Source organism: Paraconexibacter sp. (genome assembly GCF_059438195.1).
On record NZ_JBLKKY010000033.1, the window covers coordinates 32,594 to 48,969 of the forward strand.

Here is a 16,376-nt window from a genome sequence, read left to right on the forward strand (position 1 = left end):
GGTACCGATTCGTCATGCAGATCGGAACCGCTCTTTTCCTTTTGGCCTCTGGCGCCATCCTGCGGTACGCGGTCGACGACGCCATCGAGGGCGTCGACCTCGCCACGGCGGGCCTCATCCTCATGATCGTTGGTGCCGCCGGGCTCGTCCTCGCGCTCTTCCTCATGCAGCAGCGCGACCGAGAGACGGTCGTGCGCGAGCGTCGCGACCCGCACTACGACCCGCCGCCGCGCTGATCCGGGCGTCCGCGCGCGCGAACCCGGCGCGCGGACGTCAGACGAGGTCCCCTGCCCCTGGGGGGACCGACGGCCCGGACCCCGGCGGGGACGGCGCCTCTCCGGGAGAGTTCCCGAGCCGGTACCACTCCGTGATCCGGCGGTCCTCGACCTTGATCGCCCCGCGCGCGGTGAGCCCCGTGGCGCCCATGCAGTCGCCGCCGCGCCGCTCGGTGAGCCGGAACTCGACGATGACGTAGCCGTCCGCGTAGCCGTAGCCCGTCGCGATCGCGCCGCACGGCAGCGAGCCGCTGAACTCCTCCCGCGCCTCGCGGCTGCGGAGCGTGAGGACCGGCGTGCCGTTCTGGACGGTCGACGGCTCCGCGAAGTAGCCGGCGGCCCGCTCGACGTCACCCTCCCGCACGGCCCTCAGCCACGCGTTGATGACGCGCCGGTCCGTCGCGGGAGGCGTCGCCCCGGGCTGCGCGGCGGTCGGGACCCCCGCCGGGAGGGCCAGCGGCGACCGGGGCGCCGGACGCTCGCCGTCGCGTTCCACCGCGGCCGGCGGCGGCGCGCCGGCACCGGAGGACGCGTCGTCGCACGCGCCGAGGGCGAGCGAGGCGGCGGCGAGTGCGAGGGCGGGAAGGACGCGGGACGCGAGCACGGCGGACGATGATCGCAGCCGCGAGCGCGGCTCCCGGCCGGGTTGGCGCGGTAGCGTGCGCCGGCATGTCCTGGGAACCCGAGCTCGACGAGCTGCGCCGCCGCGAGGAGCTCGCGGAGCGCATGGGCGGCGAGGAGCGCGTCGCGCGACAACGGGCGAGCGGCCGCCGGACCGTCCGCGAGCGGATCGCGGCGCTCCTCGACGACGGGACGTTCCACGAGACCGGCAAGCTCGCGGGCGTCGGGCGCTACGCCGACGACGGGTCGCTCGAGGACGTCCTCCCCGCGAACATGATCGTGGGCCAGGGCGACGTCGACGGCCGCCGCGTCGTCGTCCAGGGCGACGACTTCACCGTTCGCGGCGGCGCGGCCGACGCGGCGATCTGGGAGAAGATGGTGTGGGCGGAGCGCGCCGCGCACGACCTGCGTCTCCCGCTCGTGCGGCTCGTCGACGGGACCGGCGGCGGCGGGAGCGTCAAGACGCTGGAGACGTGGGGCTACACCTACGTCCCGCCGCTGCCGGGGTTCGAGCTCGTCGTCGCGAACCTCGCCCGCGTCCCGGTCGTCGGCGTCGCGCTCGGCCCCTGCGCCGGGCTCGGCGCCGTGCGCGTGGTCATGTCGCACTTCAGCGTCATCGTCCGCGGGACCGCGCAGCTCTTCGTCGCCGGCCCCCCGGTCGTCGCGGCCGCGATGGGCGAGACGCCGGACAAGGAGGAGCTCGGCGGCGCCCGCGCGCAGACCCGCGCCGGCGCCGTCGACAACGAGGCGCGCGACGAGGAGGACGCCGACGCGCAGGTCCGCCGGTACCTCTCCTACCTCCCGCAGAACGCGTGGGAGGCGCCGCCGGTCACCGTCTCGACCGACGACCCCGAGCGCCGCGAGGAGGAGCTGCTCTCGATCGTCCCGCGTGAGTCGCGACGGACGTACGACATGCGGCGGATCCTCGAGCTCGTCTTCGATCGCGGCTCGATCTTCGAGACCGGGCGTCGCTACGGCACCTCGGCGATCACCGCGCTCGCGCGCCTCGACGGCCGGCCGGTCGCGGTCATCGCGAGCGACCCGAAGGTCTACGGGGGCGGTCTCACCGGCGATGCGGCCGACAAGCTCACCCGCTTCGTCGACACCGCCGACCAGTTCCGCCTCCCCGTCGTCAACCTCGTCGACCAGCCGGGCTTCGTCATCGGGACGGCGAGCGAGCGCGCGAACACGATGCGTCGCGGCGGGCGGTGGCTCTGCGCCGTCCACCAGGCCCGCACGCCGTGGGTCTCGATCCTCGTCCGCAAGGTCTTCGGCGTCGCGGGAGCCGGGCACGGTGACGGATCGCGCCTCAACCTCCGCTACGCCTGGCCGTCCGGAGACTGGGGGTCCCTGCCGATCGAGGGCGGGATCGAGGCCGCGTACCGCCGTGAGCTCGAGGCCGCCGACGACGGCGAGGGCGGCCGCGAGCGGCTCCTCGGGGAGATCACGGAGCGTCTCAACGCCGTCCGCTCGCCGTTCAGGACCGCCGAGCGCTTCAGCGCCGAGGAGATCATCGATCCGCGGACGACCCGGCCGGTGCTCTGCGACTGGGCGCGCCGGGCCCACGAGCTCGTCGCGATGGAGGTCCCGCACGAGGGCCCCCGCGTGCGCGGCCCGCGCGTGTGACCGTCGGGCCGCGGAGGCGGCCCGACGGCGGACCCGTACGCTGTGGACATGAGCCACCCCCTCTCGAGCCCGGACATCGAGCTGAGCCCCGAGGAGACCGAGGGACGCGTCCGCGAGGGCGCCGTCCTCGTCGACGTGCGCGAGCAGTACGAGGTCGACGCCGGCCGCATCGACGGCGCCCGGCACGTCGAGCTGGAGCGCCTCGCCTCGAAGGCGGAGACGTTCGACAAGGGCACGCCGATCGTCTTCCAGTGCCGGCTCGGCGCCCGCTCCCTCATGGCCGCCCAGGCCTTCCGGCGCGCCGGGTACGAGGCGTACTCGATGGCCGGCGGGATCCAGCGCTGGGTCGAGGAGGGCCGCCCGATCGTGCCGGAGGACGGGGTCGTCGCCGAGCACTGACCGCCCCCGGCGCCGGCGGTCGCGCGGCAAGGTCGCCGTGCCCGTCCTCGCCCTGCTCGCGGCGCTCGCCGGCGCGGGCTGCGGCGGCGACGTCACGGACGTCCGCGTCGTCTCCTCCCCCCTCCTCGGGCCGCGGTGGGAGCGCGGGATGAACGCGACCGCCTACGTCCCCGGCGGGTTCTCGGGTCCGGACGCCCGGCGGGCCCTCCGCGCGCTCGCCGAGACGGGCACGACCCACGTCGTCCTCGTGCCGACCTGGTACATGACGACCGCCTCCGCCTCCACGGTGCGCCCCGCGCCGGCGAAGACGCCCTCCGACGCCGGCCTCCTCGCCGCCGCCCGGGAGGCGCGCGCCCTCGGGATGGCCGTCGCGGTCAAGCCCCACGTCGACGTCCTCGACGGCACCTTCCGCGGGGAGATCTCGCCGGGCGACGTCGACGCGTGGTTCGCCTCCTACGATCGCTTCGCCCTCCACTACGCGCGTCTCGCACGCGCGGCCGGGGCCGAGACGTTCGTCGTCGGCACCGAGCTCGTCTCGATGGCGCCGCACGAGCAGCGGTTCCGCAGCGTGATCGCCGACGTGCGGCGGGTCTTCGACGGCGAGCTCACCTACGCCGCGAACTGGGTCGAGGACGCCGAGGACGTCGGCTTCTGGGACGCACTCGACGCGATCGGCGTCGACGCCTACATGCCGCTCACCGACGGGCGGCTCGCGACCGCCCCGAGCGTCGGCGAGCTCGTCGAGGCGTGGCGGCCGTTCGTCGACCGCCTCGCCGCCCTTCGCTCCCGGGTCGGCGGACTCCCCGTCCGCTTCACCGAGCTCGGCTACCCGAGCCGGCTCGGGGCGACGAGCTTCCCCGCGCAGATCGACCCCGGCGCGCCGGTCGACGCGCGCACCCAGGCTGTCGCCTACGCCGCCGCGTTCGAAGCGTGGCGACGCGTCCCCTGGTTCATCGGGATCTGGTGGTGGGACTGGTCGCTCGACGGCCGCAACTCGGGGCGCGCCGACGGCTCGTACCGCCCAGCCGGCACACGAGCGGAGCAGATCCTGCGACGGTACGCGGGGACGGCGCCCGTCGCCGACGGAGGTTGAGACCAGGGTGACACCCTCCTCTCGCTCCTCGTGGGCTACGGTCGCGTCGCACGACGAGACGCTTCGACCAAGGAGTCATCGATGATCCCCCGCAAGACGATCGCGGCCCTCGCGGCCGTCGCCTCCCTCGGACTCGCCGCCTGCGGCGATGACGACGACGACACGACCGAGCAGCTCCGCGACACGGGGACCCAGCTCCAGGACCAGAGCGACGAGCTCCAGAACCGCGCGACCGAGCTGCAGAAGGAGGCGCAGGAGCTCCAGGAGCAGGTCGAGTCCGGCGAGATCTCGCCGGAGGACGCCGCCAAGCAGCTCCAGGACGACGCGAACGCGCTCGGCCAGGACGCCACGGACGCCGCGGAGCAGGCGCTCGACCAGCTCGAGGAGCAGTCCGGCGTGAGCCAGGAGGACATCGACGCGGCCCGCAAGCAGCTCGAGGAGGCCCGCAAGCAGCTCGAGGACCAGACGCCCTAGGGGAGGGCCGGTGACGCGCGCGGCCGGCCCGCCGCGCGCGTCGCGAGCTGCCCGCCGGAGGAAGGCGCGACGACCCGTCGCTCTTGACACTCCGTCGAGAATGAGGACGTCCCCTTCGACCCCCGGGAGGCCTCATGAGGATCGCCGTCGTCCAGCTCGAGCCCGCGATGGCCGACGTCGCGGAGAACCTGCGCCGCTGCGAGGCCCTCGGCGACGAGGCCGGCGCCCGCGGGGCGGAGTGGATCGTCCTGCCGGAGTTCTTCTCCACGGGCATGGGCTTCGCCGATGCGATGGCCGACGCCGCGCTCCCGCCCGACGGCGCGGCCCTGCGCCTCCTGCGGACGCTCGCCGCACGTCATGGCGCGACGACCGGCGGCTCGTTCATCTGCCGCGACGAGGACGGCCACAACCGCAACGCCTTCTTCCTCGTCGGCCCCGACGGCGCCGTCCTCGGGCGTCACGACAAGGACCTCCCGACGATGTGGGAGAACTGCTTCTACGTCGGGGGTGACGACGACGGGGTCATCGACGCGAGCGGCGACGTCGCGACCGGCGCCGCCGTCTGCTGGGAGTTCATGCGGACGCAGACCGCGCGGCGGCTGCGCGGCCGCGTCGACGTCGTCGTCGGCGGCTCGGCGTGGTGGAGCATCCCGGAATGGCCGCCGAAGGGCGTGATGCGCCGCCTCGAGGCGAGCAACGCGAGGACCGCGGCGCACATCGCGCAGGCGATGGCGCGGGCGGTCGGCGCCCCCGTCGCCCACGCGGCGCACGGCGGCCCCGTCGAGTGCGCGCTGCCGTGGGCGCCGGGCGTGCCCTATCGCGGGCACTTCCAGGGCGGGGCCGTCATCTGCGCGGCCGACGGGACCGTGCTCGCCCGCCGCGATCGCCGCGAGGGTCCTGGCGTCGCGATCGCCGACGTCGAGATCGGCCGCCGGCCGCCGCTCGACGACATCCCGGAGCGGTTCTGGATGCACGATCGCGGCCCGGTCGCCGCCGCGCTGTGGACCTACCAGAACGCCCACGGACGGCGCTGGTACCGCCGGCACGCCGTGGGCCGACCGACGGCCGACGAGCTCGACCCGTCGCTGCGCGCGCCCGCGCGGACCGGCGTCGCCGCCGGGGGGTGACGCGGTGCCGCCGGGCACGCCGGCCGGCGCCGGTCAGGGCCTGCGGTAGCGGTGGATCTCCCACGCCTCGCGCAGCTCGCCGAGGTCGATCCCGAAGTCCGGGGCGTAGTCGAGGCCGTAGCGCCGCCGGTCCTCCTCGGTGACGTGGTCCCTCGCGTCGAGCCACGCCGGGACGAGGCCGCTGCGCGCGACGCGGTCGACGACGTCGCGGCCGTAGGTGCGGACGTGGTCCTCCTGGCCGTGGAGGCGCAGGCGCTCCTCCGGCGTCGCGGCGGGGTCCTCCCGGGTCACCGGCCCGTTGACGGGCACCTGGAGGATCGCGACGCCATCCGGACGCAGGACGCGGCGCACCTCGGCGAACGCGCGGCCGTCGTCCCGGACGTGCTCGAGGACGTGGTTGGCGATGACGAGGTCGAACGCGCCGTCGTCGAAGGGAAGCGCCTCGAGGTCGGCGCGGACGAGGCCCGGCGCCGGGTCGAGGTCCGCGCCGGTCCAGCGGACGTCCGGGAGCCCCTGGAGCGCGGCCGCCAGCCCCGCCTCGGGGGCGAGGTGGAGGACGTCGCGAGGCCGCTCGGCGATGTCCTCCGTGCGCTCGAGAGCGAGCCAGAGGAGGCGATGGCGCTGGAGCGACCCGCAGTGAGGGCAGCGCGCCCGCGGCTGGCGGCCGCCGGGCCCGGGAAGGAACCGGCGGAGTCGGGTGCCGCAGAGCGGGCACTCCTGGCGGCGGCCGGGCCCCGGCAGCGTCGCCCACAGGCGCCGCAGGCGGGGACCGAGGGCGACGCCCACGTCAGACCTCGAAGCGCAGCTGCCCGGTCGGGCGCTTGCGCTCCGCCGCGGGAAGACCGGCGCCCGGGGAGGGAGATCCGATGCTCCGGTAGACGCACACGACGTCGCGAAGGGCGAGCGGACCCGTCGGCCGGCCGTCGCAGCGCTCGACGACGAGGCGCCCGAGGCGCACTCCGCGGACGAGCGCGTGGAAGCGACCGTCGGGACCGCGCGCGAGGACGACGTCGCCCGGACGGGCCTCGACGTCTGCGGGGGGGCCGTCCTCGCGTCGCTCCACGGCTGCGATCCTGCCAGACGCTGCGGCGCCCTGCCCCCGAGCCGGCGGTCCGCCTCGCGGTCTCGTGCGTATCCCCGTCCGAATGCCCCCGCCGACCACACCCGCGCGCGCCGTCGCCCACGAGGGCCCCGCCCTCGACGGGCGCAAGGCCGATCACCTCCGCATCGCGAGCGAGGACGGCGTCACGCACGTCTCCGGGACCGGCCTCTCCGGCGTGCGACTCCGGCACCGCGCGCTCCCCGAACGCGATCTCGCCGATGTCGACCTCGGCGTGACGCTCCTCGGCCGGCCGCTCCGCGCCCCGCTCGTCGTGAGCGCGATGACCGGCGGCACGCCGGAGGCCGAGACGATCAACCTCCGCCTCCTCCGCGCCGCCGCGGAGCACGGGATCGGGCTCACCTTCGGGTCGGGTCGCCCGCTCCTCGAGGATCCCGGGCTCGGTCGGACGTACTTCCGGACCGGTGCCCCCCGGCCACCGCTCCTCCTCGCGAATCTCGGCGCCGCCCAGATCCGCGGCCGTGCGGGCGTGGAGCGCGGACGCCGCCTCGTCGAGATGCTCGGAGCGGATGGGCTCTCCGTCCACCTCAACGCGCTTCAGGAGGCCGTCCAGCCGGAGGGCGAGCCGGAGTTCGCGGGCGTCGCCGAGGCGATCGGCCGGCTGGTGGCCGCGCTCGCACCGCTGCCGGTCGTGGTGAAGGAGGTCGGGTTCGGGATGGACGCCGAGGACGTCGCGCTGCTGCGGGACGCCGGCGTCGCGGCGATCGACGTCGCCGGCTCCGGCGGGACGAACTGGGCGCTCATCGAGGGGCGGCGGGACACCGCGGCGCACGGCGTCGCCGAGGCGTTCGCCGACTGGGGGACGCCGACCGCGGTGTCGCTCGCCGAGGCCCGCGCGGCCGCGCCCGATCTCACGATCCTCGCGAGCGGCGGCCTGCGCGACGGGGTCGACGCCGCGAAGTGCCTCGCCCTCGGCGCGACCGCGGTCGGACTCGCCCGGCCGTTCCTGCTCGCGGCGCGCGACGACGCCTCCGGCGAGGCGGTCGCGACCGTCGTCCGCCAGATCGCGGTCGCGACCTGGGCGGCGGGGGCGCCCTCCGTCGCGGCGCTCGGGCCCCAGCACCTCCGCGTCGCCGGAGCGCCCGGGTGAGCCGCGTCGTCGTCATCGGAGCCGGGCTCGGCGGCCTCGGCGTCGCACTTCGGCTCCAAGGCGCCGGTCACGAGGTCGTGGTCGTCGAGCGGCGCCCGGCCCCCGGCGGGCGCGCCGCCCAGATCCGCGACGCGGGATTCACCTGGGACACCGGCCCGTCGCTCGTCACGATGCCGTGGGTCCTCGAGGAGACGTTCGCCGCCGCGGGCCTCGACCTCGGGGCGGAGGTCACGCTGCGCGAGCTCGACCCGTTCTACCGGATCGAGTGGGCCGCCGAGCGTCCCGGGGACGAGCGGGCGACCATCGACTTCGTCCGCGACCCCGACGGGATGAAGGACCAGATCGCGCGCCTCTCACCCCGCGACGCGACGCGGTTCGACGCCTACATGGAGGCCATGCGCCCGGTCTACGAGACCGGCATCCTCGGCGCCGGGCGGCGCGAGTTCTCGTCGCTGCGCCGGCTCGCCGCCTTCACGCCGACGATGGTCCGCCTCGGGGCCGCGCTCCCGCTGTGGCACCGCACCGCGCGGTTCTTCCGCGACCAGCGCGTGCGCGAGGCGTTCAGCTTCCACTCGCTCTTCATCGGCGGTGACCCCTTCCGGGTGCCGGCCATCTACGGCGCCCTCGTCTACCTGCAGTTCCTCGACGGCGTCTGGTACGCGGACGGCGGCGTCCACTCCATCGTCGAGGCGATGGCCACGCCGCTCGACGTCCGCTGCGGGGACGGGGTCGCGCGCATCGAGGTCGACGGCGGCCGGGTGCGCGGCGTCGTGACGGAGGGCGGCGAGCGGATCGCCGCCGACGCCGTCGTCCACAACGGCGACGTCCTCCAGCTCGACGGGCTCCTGCCTCCCGCCGTCCGCCGCCGTGCCCGCCGCCCGCTGCGCCCCACGATGTCGTGCCTCCTCCTCTATCTCGGCACCGACCGGTCCTTCCCGTCCCTCCGGCACCACACGCTGCTCGTCGGCCGCGGCTACCGGGAGTTCATCCGCGACGTCACCCGGCGCGGCCGCCTGCCGTCGACGTCGTCGACGTACCTCCACGTGCCCAACCGGACGGAGCCAGGGATGGCCGCGCCGGGCGGGGACTCCATCTGCGTCCTCCTCCCCGTCCCGAACCTCCGCGGCGGCCAGGACTGGGCGCGCGACGGCGACCGCGTGCGCGACTGGCTGCTCGAGGACCTCGAGACGACGTTCGGCCTGGAGGGCCTCCGCGACAGCGTCGTCGCCGAGCACCGCATGACGCCCGCCGACTTCCGGGACCGCTACGACGCGCGGGACGGCAACGCGTTCGCGCTCGAGCCGACGCTGCACCAGAGCGCCGCGCTGCGCCCGCCCAACCGCGACCCGCGCATCGGCGGCCTCTACCGCGTCGGTGGCGGGACCCACCCCGGGGCCGGGATCCCGGGCGTCCTCCTCGGCGCCGAGGTGACGGCCGGGCTCGTGTCCGCCGACGCGGCGGCGGGCCTCCTCCCCCGTTCCCACGCGATCGCGAAGGAGCCGGACCTTGCTGCTTGACGGCCAGCGCTCCGATCCGCTCCTGCGCGAGGCGCGCGCGACCACGCGCCGGGCCGCGCGGACGTTCTCGCTCGCCTGCCGGCTGCTCCCCGGCGACGTGCGCGACGACGTCCATCTCCTCTACCTCGTCATGAGGACGCTCGACGACCTCGTCGACGAGCGGCGCCCCGAGGCGGCGTCCCGCGTGGCCGCGGTCGAGGCGTGGTGCGAGGACGGCAGCGTGACGAGCCCCGAGACGCGCATCCTCGCGCGCCTCGCCGACCGCCATCCCCTGCCCGCCGACGCGCTGCGCGACTTCTGCGCCGGCATGCGGGACGACATCGAGCGCCGCGAGCCGGCCGACGACGACGAGCTCGACCGCTACTGCCACAGGGTCGCCGGCACCGTCGGCATCCTCATGGCGGCGATCCTCGGGGTCGACGGCGACCGCGACGAGGCGCTGCGGGCCGCGGCCGCGCTCGGCCGCGCGATGCAGCTGACGAACATCCTCCGCGACATCGACGAGGACGCCGCGGCCGGTCGGCGCTACCTCCCCGCGACGGCGGTCGCGCGGCACGGTCCGCCGACGCCCGGCCGGCGCGCCGCCCTCCTGCGCGAGTACATCGCGCGGGCCGACGCCCTCTACGAGGAGGGCCTCGCCGGGATCCCCCGCCTGCGCCGCGGCGGGCGGGCGATCGCCGCCGCGGCCGCCATGTACCGCGAGATCCTGCGCGAGATCGAGCGCGCCGGCCTCGGGACGCGTCCGGGCCGCGCGGTCGTGCCGGGCCGACGCAAGGTCGTGGTCGGGGCGCGGGCGCTCGTGCAGGTCTGAGCGGGCCGCTACTCGTCGACCGGCCGGCGCCGCTGGCGCTTCACGGCGCCGCGGGCCTTCTTCGCGTCGACGCGGCGGCGCTTCGCGGCGCGCGACGGGCGGGTGGGCGTGCGCGAGCGGGGCACGTGGAGGGCGCCGGCGAGGCGCTCCCGCATCCGCTCGAGCGCGAGCTCGCGGTTGCGCGCCTGGCTGCGGTGCTCCTGCGCGACGGTGCGCACGACCGGCCCCAGTCGCGCGACGACGCGGTCCGCCTGCTCCGGCGTGAGTGCAGAGGACGCGCGGACGTCGAAGACGACCTCGACGCGAGACGCGGTGACGTTCGCGTGCTGGCCGCCGGGTCCCGACGAGCGGCTCACGCGCACGACGAGCTCGTCGGCGGGGATCGCGACGCGGGAGGTGACGCGCAGCGGCTCGGCCATCGTCCGGATCATCGCGCGCGGACGCTCAGCGCGCGCGCCCCCACCGTCGGTCGCTCGCCGCCCGGACCGTGTCGACGACCTCCTCGACGTCGTCGGTGACGGTGAAGAGCCGTGCGTCTCCGGGCGAGACGAGCGCGCCGGCGACGAGCCGCTCGTGGATCCAGTCGACGAGTCCGCACCAGAAGTCCGTCCCCACGAGGACGACCGGGAAGTCCTCGATCTTCTCGGTCTGGATGAGGACGAGCGCCTCGAAGAGCTCGTCGAGCGTCCCGTAGCCGCCCGGGAACACGACGAACGCGTTCGCGTAGCGGACGAACATCACCTTGCGCGTGAAGAAGTAGTCGAACTCGAGCGAGATGTCCTGGTGCTCGTTCGGGAGCTGCTCGAAGGGCAGGACGATGTTGAGGCCCACCGAGCGCACGCCCGCATCCTGGCCGCCGGCGTTCGCGGCCTCCATGAGGCCCGGCCCGCCTCCGGTGATGATCGTGAAGCCCTCCTCGCCGAGCCGGCGCGCGACCTCGCGCGCCAGTGCGTGCTCGGGCGTCCCCTCGTGGAGGCGCGCGGAGCCGAAGACCGAGACCGCGCGGTCGACGCCCCGGAGGGTCGCGAAGCCCGTCGCGAGCTCCATGCTCGCGTCGGCGACGCGCTCGGCGTCGGTGCGCTCCTCGGTGACGGTGGGGAGATCCGCGGAGAGGAGCTCCTCGTCCGGGCTGCGGGGGTGGTGAGGGACGACCGCCTCGTCGTCCCCGCGCTCCTCGCGGTCCGTCATCGGACCGCGCCCGCCCACTCGGCGAGAGCGGCGAGCAGCGTCCGCAGGCGCGAGCGCGTCTCGTCGTCGGCGAGCCGCCCCTCGGCGAAGAGCGACCGCGCCCCCGCGACGTACAGCTCGGGCTTGGGGAGCACGAGCGCGCCGGTCGCGGCGAGCACCTGACGCAGGTGCGCCTGGCTGCGCACCGTGCCGAAGCGTCCCGGCGACGCGCCGGCGAGCCCGACGGGCAGCCGGGTCAGCGGCGAGTCGTCACCGCGCGAGGCCCAGTCGAGCGCGTTCTTGAGGACCCCGGGGACCGACGCGTTGTACTCGGGGGAGCAGAGGAGGAGCGCGTCGGCGGCGGCGAGCGCGTCGCGCAAGGCGCGGACGCCGTCGGGCATCCCTGCCGCCTCGACGTCACCGTCGTAGAGAGGGACGTCCTCGAGCCCGTGGACGGCGACCTCGACGCCGTCCGGTGACTCCTCCACGGCGGCGGCGGCGAGCGCGCGGTTGAACGATCCGCGGCGCAGCGCGCCGGGCACCGCGAGGATCCGGACGGGCGGGGTCATCGGCTGCTGAGGCTAGCGGGCGGCCCCTGGTGACCAGAGCCGCCCGCTCGCGACGGCGCGCCGCGACCGTCAGAAGCCCTTCGGGTGACGGACCTTGTAGCCCCTCGTCGGGCGGTCCGTGTCGTGCCAGCGGGAGCCGTCCTGCTTGAGGCCGCTCGTGTCGAACCGCAGGCCCGCGACGACCATGTACATGTGGCCGCCGTTGGCGTAGATCGTGACCCACTTGCCGGCGCCCGACTCGCCCCACGTCTCGTAGCCGCCGGAGGGCATCGAGCTCTTCACGAGCCCGGCGCCGTAGAGGGCGTAGCTCACGGAGCCCGAGCAGTCGTAGCCCTTGTCGTCCCACTTGCCGTGCCCGCCGCCGTAGATGTAGGGCTTCTTCGCGATCTTGTTGCCGGCCGCGATGATGTCCTTCACCTCCTGCGGGGCGTTCGCAGGGGCGATCGCGAGACCGTCGGGACCGAGCTTCGCGCGGTCGCCGGGAGCCAGCTCGAGCGGCTTCTCGGCGGTCTCGGCGTCCGGACCGGCGTCGACCTGGCCGCGGAGGACGTCGAGGTCGTTCGCGTCGGCGACGCCGTCGTCCGGGAGGCCGTTGGCCTTCTCGAAGCGCTTGAGCGCCTTCTTCGTGCCGCCGCCGAACTGGCCGTCGACCTTCGTGCGGAAGCCGGCGCGGGTGAGGAAGTCCTGGAGGACGCGGATGTCCTGGCCGCTCATCCCGGACTTCACCGGCAGGCGGAGCCCGAGGCGGCTCGGACGCGGGCCGCTGCTGGCGGCGAAGCCGCCGGTGCCCGCGACCTCGGCGCCGCCGCTGACCGCCTGGCGGAGCGAGCGGGCCGTCGTCTTGCCGACGGCGCCGCTCGGCTTGAACCCGGCGGCGCGCTGGAAGCGCTGGACGGCTTTCTTCGTCGCCGCGTCGAAGGTGCCGCTCACCTTGACCTCGATGCCGACCTTGTTGAGGAGCCGCTGCAGCTCCCGGACGTCGGATCCCTTGTCGCCGGCGCGGAGCGAGCGGTCGCCGAAGTCGCGGTCGCTCGACGTGTCGGCGACGGCGACTCCGAGCACCGCGGTGGGTGCAGCGACCGGCGCGGTGAACGTGGCGGCGGTCGCGGCTGCCGCGACGAGCGCGAGTCGGACGGAACGGCGTTGGACGAAGCGGTGGTGCATGTGCGTAACCCCTGGCTCTCTGCGCCTACGGGGTTAGCTGTCGGGCTCGCGCTGAGTGCTGCGCTACCGGGCGTTCAAGCCCGGATTCGCCCCCGACCATCTTGGTCCGGTGGGTCCCCCGTCCCCCTCCATCCGTGTGGCGGGGGCTCGGCATGGGTTGTCAAACTCGCGAAAGCCTACAGAACCAAGGGGACACCCGTTACGCGATGACCGACTTCTTTCCGGCATGACGGGTGAAGCCCTTGTTCGAGCGGTCCGAGCAGAGGACCGCCTTCCGGTCCTCAGGGGCGGGCGAGAACCGCGTCCACGACCGCGAGCGCGACCTCGGCCCGTGCGCCGAGGGAGTCCCGCAGCACGTGCTCGTGAGGCGCGTGCGCGCCCCCGCCCAGGGGCCCGAGGCCGTCGATCGTGAGCGGCACGACGGTCGCGACGTGGCTCGCGTCGCTCGCGCCGCCGCGCTCCGAGGCGAGGATCGGACGCCCGAGGACGTCGCCGGCGGACTCGAGGACGGGGGCGGCGGCCTCTCGGCAGTCCATCCCCGGCCAGATCCGCAGCGTCTCGACGTCGAGGCGGACGCCGGCGACGTCGCGCGGGAGCCCCTCGATGACGGCGTCGAACGCCCGCTCGGAGTCCGACCGCAGATCGCACAGGAGCTGGCCCGCGGCCGGGACGACGTTGAACGCGTCGCCGCTGCGGAGGACCGTGGGGACGGCGGTGAGGTGGTGCGGCCCGTCCGGATCGGCCTGCGCGGCGACCCACTGCGCCGCGGAGGCGAGCGCGAGGAGGGCGTTGCGCCCCTCCTCGGGCCGCGCCCCGCTGTGGGCGGACCGGCCGGCGGCGTCGACGCGGATCGTGCCGGCCGCCTTGCGCTTCACGACGACCGCCTCGTCGCCGTCGGCCGTCCGCTCACCGGCCTCGAAGCAGAGGCACGCGTCGTAGTCCGCGAACCGCTGCGCGTGGGCGAACGGCGACCGCCGCCACTCCTCGTCGCACACGAGCAGGAGATCGGCCCGCTCGACGTCGGCGAGGCGGTCCTCGGCGATCGCGCGCAGGACGCCGAGCGCGAGGACGTCGCCGCCCTTCATGTCGATGGACCCCGACCCGCGCAGCACGTTCGCGTCGTGCGGGTCGACGGAGAGGCGCCGGTGCTCCTCGTGGGCGACGACGGTGTCGATGTGGCCGAGGAGGAGCAGGCGTCGCTCGCCCGAGCCGCGGACGGTCGCGAGGAGGTCGTCGGCGTGATCGGGCGAGGAGCACGGCAGGCGCTCGACGTCCGCCTCGGCGGGGAGCAGCGAGGTGGCGACGCGGACGCACTCCTCCGCGCCGTCCGAGTCACCGGACGGCGACGAGACGGCGACGAGCCGCTCGAGCTCGGGGACGGCGTCCGACGCGATCCGCGTGGCCTGGCGATGGATCCAGTCGGTCATCTGGGAACGTAGACCCTCTCATGGCACGCATTCCCGCAGTCGGCGACCCCGCCCCCGACGTCGAGACGTCGGGCACCGACGGTCCGTTCCGGCTCTCCGATCACCGCGGCGAGAACGTCGTCCTCCTCTTCTACCCGGGCGACGACACGACCGTGTGCACGAAGCAGTTCTGCTCGTACCGCGACCGGGCCGACGAGGTCGCCGACCTGCCCGCGAGGGTCTACGGCGTGAGCGGCAAGGACGTCGGCTCGAAGGAGTCCTTCGCCGCGAAGCACGGACTCACGGTCCCCCTGCTCGCCGACCCCGACGGCTCCGTCGCCGCCGCGTTCGGCATGGACTCGCGCATCATGGGGACGAAGCGCGGGACCGTCGTCATCGACGCGGACGGCAAGATCGCCTACACCCACGTCTACCGGACCGCCCTCAAGTTCAAGACGGTCGACGACCTCGCGGAGGTCCTCGCCGGCCTCCCCGCCCCGACGGCCAGCACCTGACCGCCGCCGCGGCGGTGCGTCGGCGCCCCGCCGCGAGGCGGCGGGCCGACGCGCCGCCTCGGGCGGCAGGGCCTCAGGTGCCGAGGACCTGCTCGAGGCGACGGCCGATCGCCTCCGTGACCTGCTCGCGGATCGGCCCCTCCTCCAGGCGCGCGACCGTCGCCTCGAGGAAGCCCTCGATGACGATGCGGCGCGCCGCCGCGAGCGGGAGGCCGCGGCTGCGGAGGTAGAAGAGCTGGCCCGGGTCGATCTGCGCGATCGCCGCCGCGTGCGTGCACGCGACGTCGTCGGCGAGGATCTCCAGCCCGGGGATCGCGTCGGCGTGGGCCTTCTTCGAGACGAGGAGGTTGCGCGACTCCTGGAAGGCGTCGGTCTGCTGCGCGCCCTCGTCGACCTTGATCATCCCGCGCCACACCGTCGACGAGCGGTCGTTGAGGATCCCGCGGAACGCGAGGTCCGACGTCGTGTTGGGCGCCGCGTGCTCCTGGAGCGTGTCGACGTCGAGGTGCTGCCGGCCGCGCGACGCGTAGGCGCCCGTGACCGTCGCGTGCGCGCCGGGGCCCGCGAGCGTCGTCTCGAGGAACACCTTGCCGTTCTTCGAGCCGAACCCGAGCGTCACCCAGTCGACGTGGCCGTCGCGTGCGACGACCGCGCGCTGCGCGCCGAAGATCCAGGTCTTCTCGTTGAGGTCCTGCGCGGAGACGTACCGCAGCCGGGCGTTCTGCCCGACGACGAGCTCGACGACGCCGTTGACGAGGCCCTCCGTCTCGTCGTCGCCGCTGACGGTCTGGTCCCAGATCTCGACCTCGGCGCCCTCCTCGAGGACGACGAGCGTCCGCGTGTGCAGCGCCGTCCCGGCCTGCTCGTGGACGTGCGTGACGAGGATCGGGGCCTCGACGTGGACGCCGCGCGGCACGTAGACGAAGACGCCGTCGCTCCAGTGGGCGTCGTTGCGGGCGACGAGCGCCGAGTCGGCGACGACGGTGCCGAGGTGCTTGCCGACGATGTCGGGGTAGCGGGCGGCCGCCTCGCCGAGGGGGAGGATGACCGGGCCCTCGCTCGTCGCCTCGCCGGAGGCCTCACCGCCGACGCGGACCGCGCCCTCGAAGTCGAAGAGCGCGCGGTCGGCTGCCGTCCCCCCCGTCGCCGGGGCGTAGGCATCGAGGTCGAGCCCCTTGAGGGGCGTGAACTCCCAGCCGGGCGTCCCCTTGAACGAGGGCAGCTCCAGGGTGCGGGCACGCTCCGCCGCGCCCGAGCGGCGCTCCTGCAGCCACTCGGGCTCCGTCGCTGCGGTCGTCGACATCTAGCCGATGCTCCCTTCCATCTGGAGCTCGATGAGGCGGTTCATCTCGACCGCGTACTCCATCGGCAGCTCCTTGACGATCGGCTCGATGAAGCCGTT

At 75.0% G+C, this 16,376-nt stretch carries 19 protein-coding genes and 1 riboswitch; of the genes, 10 read left to right on the forward strand and 9 right to left on the reverse strand.

What is annotated here, in order from left to right; genetic code table 11:
* Positions 1–14: 14 nt before the first annotated feature.
* Positions 15–236 (forward strand): DUF6458 family protein, encoded by a 222-nt coding sequence (locus tag ACME2J_RS12525; protein ID WP_495545254.1) that lies wholly within the window; start codon positions 15–17, stop codon positions 234–236.
* A gap of 37 nt (positions 237–273) precedes the next feature.
* Here the strand turns inward: ACME2J_RS12525 and ACME2J_RS12530 are convergent, their stop codons facing one another.
* Positions 274–879 carry a hypothetical protein gene (locus tag ACME2J_RS12530; RefSeq protein WP_495545255.1) on the reverse strand — a complete coding sequence of 202 codons (606 nt, stop codon included), beginning with the start codon at positions 877–879 and terminating at the stop codon, positions 274–276.
* A 65-nt stretch (positions 880–944) separates the two neighbouring features.
* Between ACME2J_RS12530 and ACME2J_RS12535 the strand changes: the two genes are divergently transcribed.
* The 5 genes from ACME2J_RS12535 (at position 945) to ACME2J_RS12555 (ending at position 5,615) form a co-directional block, all read left to right on the forward strand.
* Positions 945–2,522 (forward strand): acyl-CoA carboxylase subunit beta, encoded by a 1,578-nt coding sequence (locus ACME2J_RS12535; protein ID WP_495545256.1) that lies wholly within the window; start codon positions 945–947, stop codon positions 2,520–2,522.
* Between the two features lie 48 nt (positions 2,523–2,570).
* Complete coding sequence (locus tag ACME2J_RS12540) at positions 2,571–2,921, forward strand: rhodanese-like domain-containing protein (protein WP_495545257.1); 351 nt, start codon at positions 2,571–2,573, stop codon at positions 2,919–2,921.
* 37 nt (positions 2,922–2,958) lie between these two features.
* Entirely contained in the window at positions 2,959–4,014 is a 1,056-nt protein-coding gene (locus tag ACME2J_RS12545; RefSeq protein WP_495545258.1) for a glycoside hydrolase family 113, read from the forward strand.
* A gap of 81 nt (positions 4,015–4,095) precedes the next feature.
* Positions 4,096–4,488: a hypothetical protein gene (locus tag ACME2J_RS12550; protein ID WP_495545259.1), complete on the forward strand. Its 393-nt coding sequence runs from the start codon at positions 4,096–4,098 to the stop codon at positions 4,486–4,488.
* A gap of 134 nt (positions 4,489–4,622) precedes the next feature.
* Positions 4,623–5,615: a carbon-nitrogen hydrolase family protein gene (locus ACME2J_RS12555; protein ID WP_495545260.1), complete on the forward strand. Its 993-nt coding sequence runs from the start codon at positions 4,623–4,625 to the stop codon at positions 5,613–5,615.
* Positions 5,616–5,648: 33 nt separating this feature from the next.
* Here ACME2J_RS12555 and ACME2J_RS12560 read toward each other — a convergent pair whose 3' ends face one another.
* Entirely contained in the window at positions 5,649–6,401 is a 753-nt protein-coding gene (locus ACME2J_RS12560) for a methyltransferase domain-containing protein (RefSeq protein WP_495545261.1), read from the reverse strand.
* Between the two features lies 1 nt (position 6,402).
* Positions 6,403–6,678, reverse strand: coding sequence for a hypothetical protein (locus ACME2J_RS12565; protein WP_495545262.1), 276 nt, complete (start codon positions 6,676–6,678; stop codon positions 6,403–6,405).
* An 82-nt stretch (positions 6,679–6,760) separates the two neighbouring features.
* Here ACME2J_RS12565 and fni point away from each other — a divergent pair, with 82 nt between their 5' ends.
* The 3 genes from fni to ACME2J_RS12580 are packed head-to-tail and all read left to right on the forward strand — an operon-like array spanning position 6,761 to position 10,153.
* The gene (fni, locus tag ACME2J_RS12570) at positions 6,761–7,825 is read left to right on the forward strand and encodes a type 2 isopentenyl-diphosphate Delta-isomerase (RefSeq protein WP_495545263.1); all 1,065 of its coding nucleotides are present in this window, start codon (positions 6,761–6,763) and stop codon (positions 7,823–7,825) included.
* Positions 7,822–9,342: a phytoene desaturase family protein gene (crtI, locus tag ACME2J_RS12575; protein ID WP_495545264.1), complete on the forward strand. Its 1,521-nt coding sequence runs from the start codon at positions 7,822–7,824 to the stop codon at positions 9,340–9,342. Before fni ends, crtI begins: the two co-directional genes overlap by 4 nt.
* A complete protein-coding gene (locus ACME2J_RS12580; protein WP_495545265.1) occupies positions 9,332–10,153 on the forward strand; it encodes a phytoene/squalene synthase family protein in 822 nt (273 codons plus the stop codon). The genes crtI and ACME2J_RS12580 overlap by 11 nt, the downstream gene beginning before the upstream one ends.
* An 8-nt stretch (positions 10,154–10,161) precedes the next feature.
* On the opposite strand, the gene arfB is transcribed toward ACME2J_RS12580, so the two are convergent.
* From arfB to ACME2J_RS12605, 5 genes are all read right to left on the reverse strand, one after another.
* Positions 10,162–10,572 carry an alternative ribosome rescue aminoacyl-tRNA hydrolase ArfB gene (arfB, locus tag ACME2J_RS12585; protein WP_495545266.1) on the reverse strand — a complete coding sequence of 137 codons (411 nt, stop codon included), beginning with the start codon at positions 10,570–10,572 and terminating at the stop codon, positions 10,162–10,164.
* A gap of 25 nt (positions 10,573–10,597) precedes the next feature.
* Positions 10,598–11,341, reverse strand: coding sequence for an LOG family protein (locus tag ACME2J_RS12590; RefSeq protein WP_495545267.1), 744 nt, complete (start codon positions 11,339–11,341; stop codon positions 10,598–10,600).
* A complete protein-coding gene (locus ACME2J_RS12595; RefSeq protein WP_495545268.1) occupies positions 11,338–11,889 on the reverse strand; it encodes an NADPH-dependent FMN reductase in 552 nt (183 codons plus the stop codon). Before ACME2J_RS12595 ends, ACME2J_RS12590 begins: the two co-directional genes overlap by 4 nt.
* Positions 11,890–11,958: 69 nt before the next feature.
* A complete protein-coding gene (locus tag ACME2J_RS12600; RefSeq protein ID WP_495545269.1) occupies positions 11,959–13,053 on the reverse strand; it encodes a peptidoglycan-binding domain-containing protein in 1,095 nt (364 codons plus the stop codon).
* A gap of 6 nt (positions 13,054–13,059) precedes the next feature.
* Positions 13,060–13,216, reverse strand: a riboswitch (cyclic di-AMP (ydaO/yuaA leader).
* 118 nt (positions 13,217–13,334) lie between these two features.
* Positions 13,335–14,480: a M20/M25/M40 family metallo-hydrolase gene (locus ACME2J_RS12605; RefSeq protein ID WP_495545270.1), complete on the reverse strand. Its 1,146-nt coding sequence runs from the start codon at positions 14,478–14,480 to the stop codon at positions 13,335–13,337.
* Positions 14,481–14,500: 20 nt separating this feature from the next.
* Between ACME2J_RS12605 and ACME2J_RS12610 the strand changes: the two genes are divergently transcribed.
* Positions 14,501–14,974 (forward strand): peroxiredoxin, encoded by a 474-nt coding sequence (locus ACME2J_RS12610; RefSeq protein ID WP_495545271.1) that lies wholly within the window; start codon positions 14,501–14,503, stop codon positions 14,972–14,974.
* A 73-nt stretch (positions 14,975–15,047) separates the two neighbouring features.
* Here the strand turns inward: ACME2J_RS12610 and sufD are convergent, their stop codons facing one another.
* On the reverse strand, positions 15,048–16,277 hold the full coding sequence (sufD, locus tag ACME2J_RS12615; RefSeq protein WP_495545272.1) for a Fe-S cluster assembly protein SufD: 1,230 nt from the start codon (positions 16,275–16,277) through the stop codon (positions 15,048–15,050).
* Between the last annotated feature and the right edge of the window lie 99 nt (positions 16,278–16,376).

Bases quoted from the DNA above. Each gene is read 5' to 3' on its own strand.
- ACME2J_RS12605 (WP_495545270.1), bottom strand. From the start codon at position 14,480: ATGACCGACTGGATCCATCGCCAGGCCACGCGGATCGCGTCGGACGCC.
- ACME2J_RS12595 (WP_495545268.1), bottom strand. From the start codon at position 11,889: ATGACCCCGCCCGTCCGGATCCTCGCGGTGCCCGGCGCGCTGCGCCGC.
- ACME2J_RS12540 (WP_495545257.1), top strand. From the start codon at position 2,571: ATGAGCCACCCCCTCTCGAGCCCGGACATCGAGCTGAGCCCCGAGGAG.
- ACME2J_RS12525 (WP_495545254.1), top strand. From the start codon at position 15: ATGCAGATCGGAACCGCTCTTTTCCTTTTGGCCTCTGGCGCCATCCTG.
- fni (WP_495545263.1), top strand. From the start codon at position 6,761: ATGCCCCCGCCGACCACACCCGCGCGCGCCGTCGCCCACGAGGGCCCC.
- arfB (WP_495545266.1), bottom strand. From the start codon at position 10,572: ATGGCCGAGCCGCTGCGCGTCACCTCCCGCGTCGCGATCCCCGCCGAC.
- ACME2J_RS12535 (WP_495545256.1), top strand. From the start codon at position 945: ATGTCCTGGGAACCCGAGCTCGACGAGCTGCGCCGCCGCGAGGAGCTC.
- ACME2J_RS12550 (WP_495545259.1), top strand. From the start codon at position 4,096: ATGATCCCCCGCAAGACGATCGCGGCCCTCGCGGCCGTCGCCTCCCTC.
- ACME2J_RS12610 (WP_495545271.1), top strand. From the start codon at position 14,501: ATGGCACGCATTCCCGCAGTCGGCGACCCCGCCCCCGACGTCGAGACG.
- ACME2J_RS12600 (WP_495545269.1), bottom strand. From the start codon at position 13,053: ATGCACCACCGCTTCGTCCAACGCCGTTCCGTCCGACTCGCGCTCGTC.
- ACME2J_RS12590 (WP_495545267.1), bottom strand. From the start codon at position 11,341: ATGACGGACCGCGAGGAGCGCGGGGACGACGAGGCGGTCGTCCCTCAC.
- sufD (WP_495545272.1), bottom strand. From the start codon at position 16,277: ATGTCGACGACCGCAGCGACGGAGCCCGAGTGGCTGCAGGAGCGCCGC.
- ACME2J_RS12555 (WP_495545260.1), top strand. From the start codon at position 4,623: ATGAGGATCGCCGTCGTCCAGCTCGAGCCCGCGATGGCCGACGTCGCG.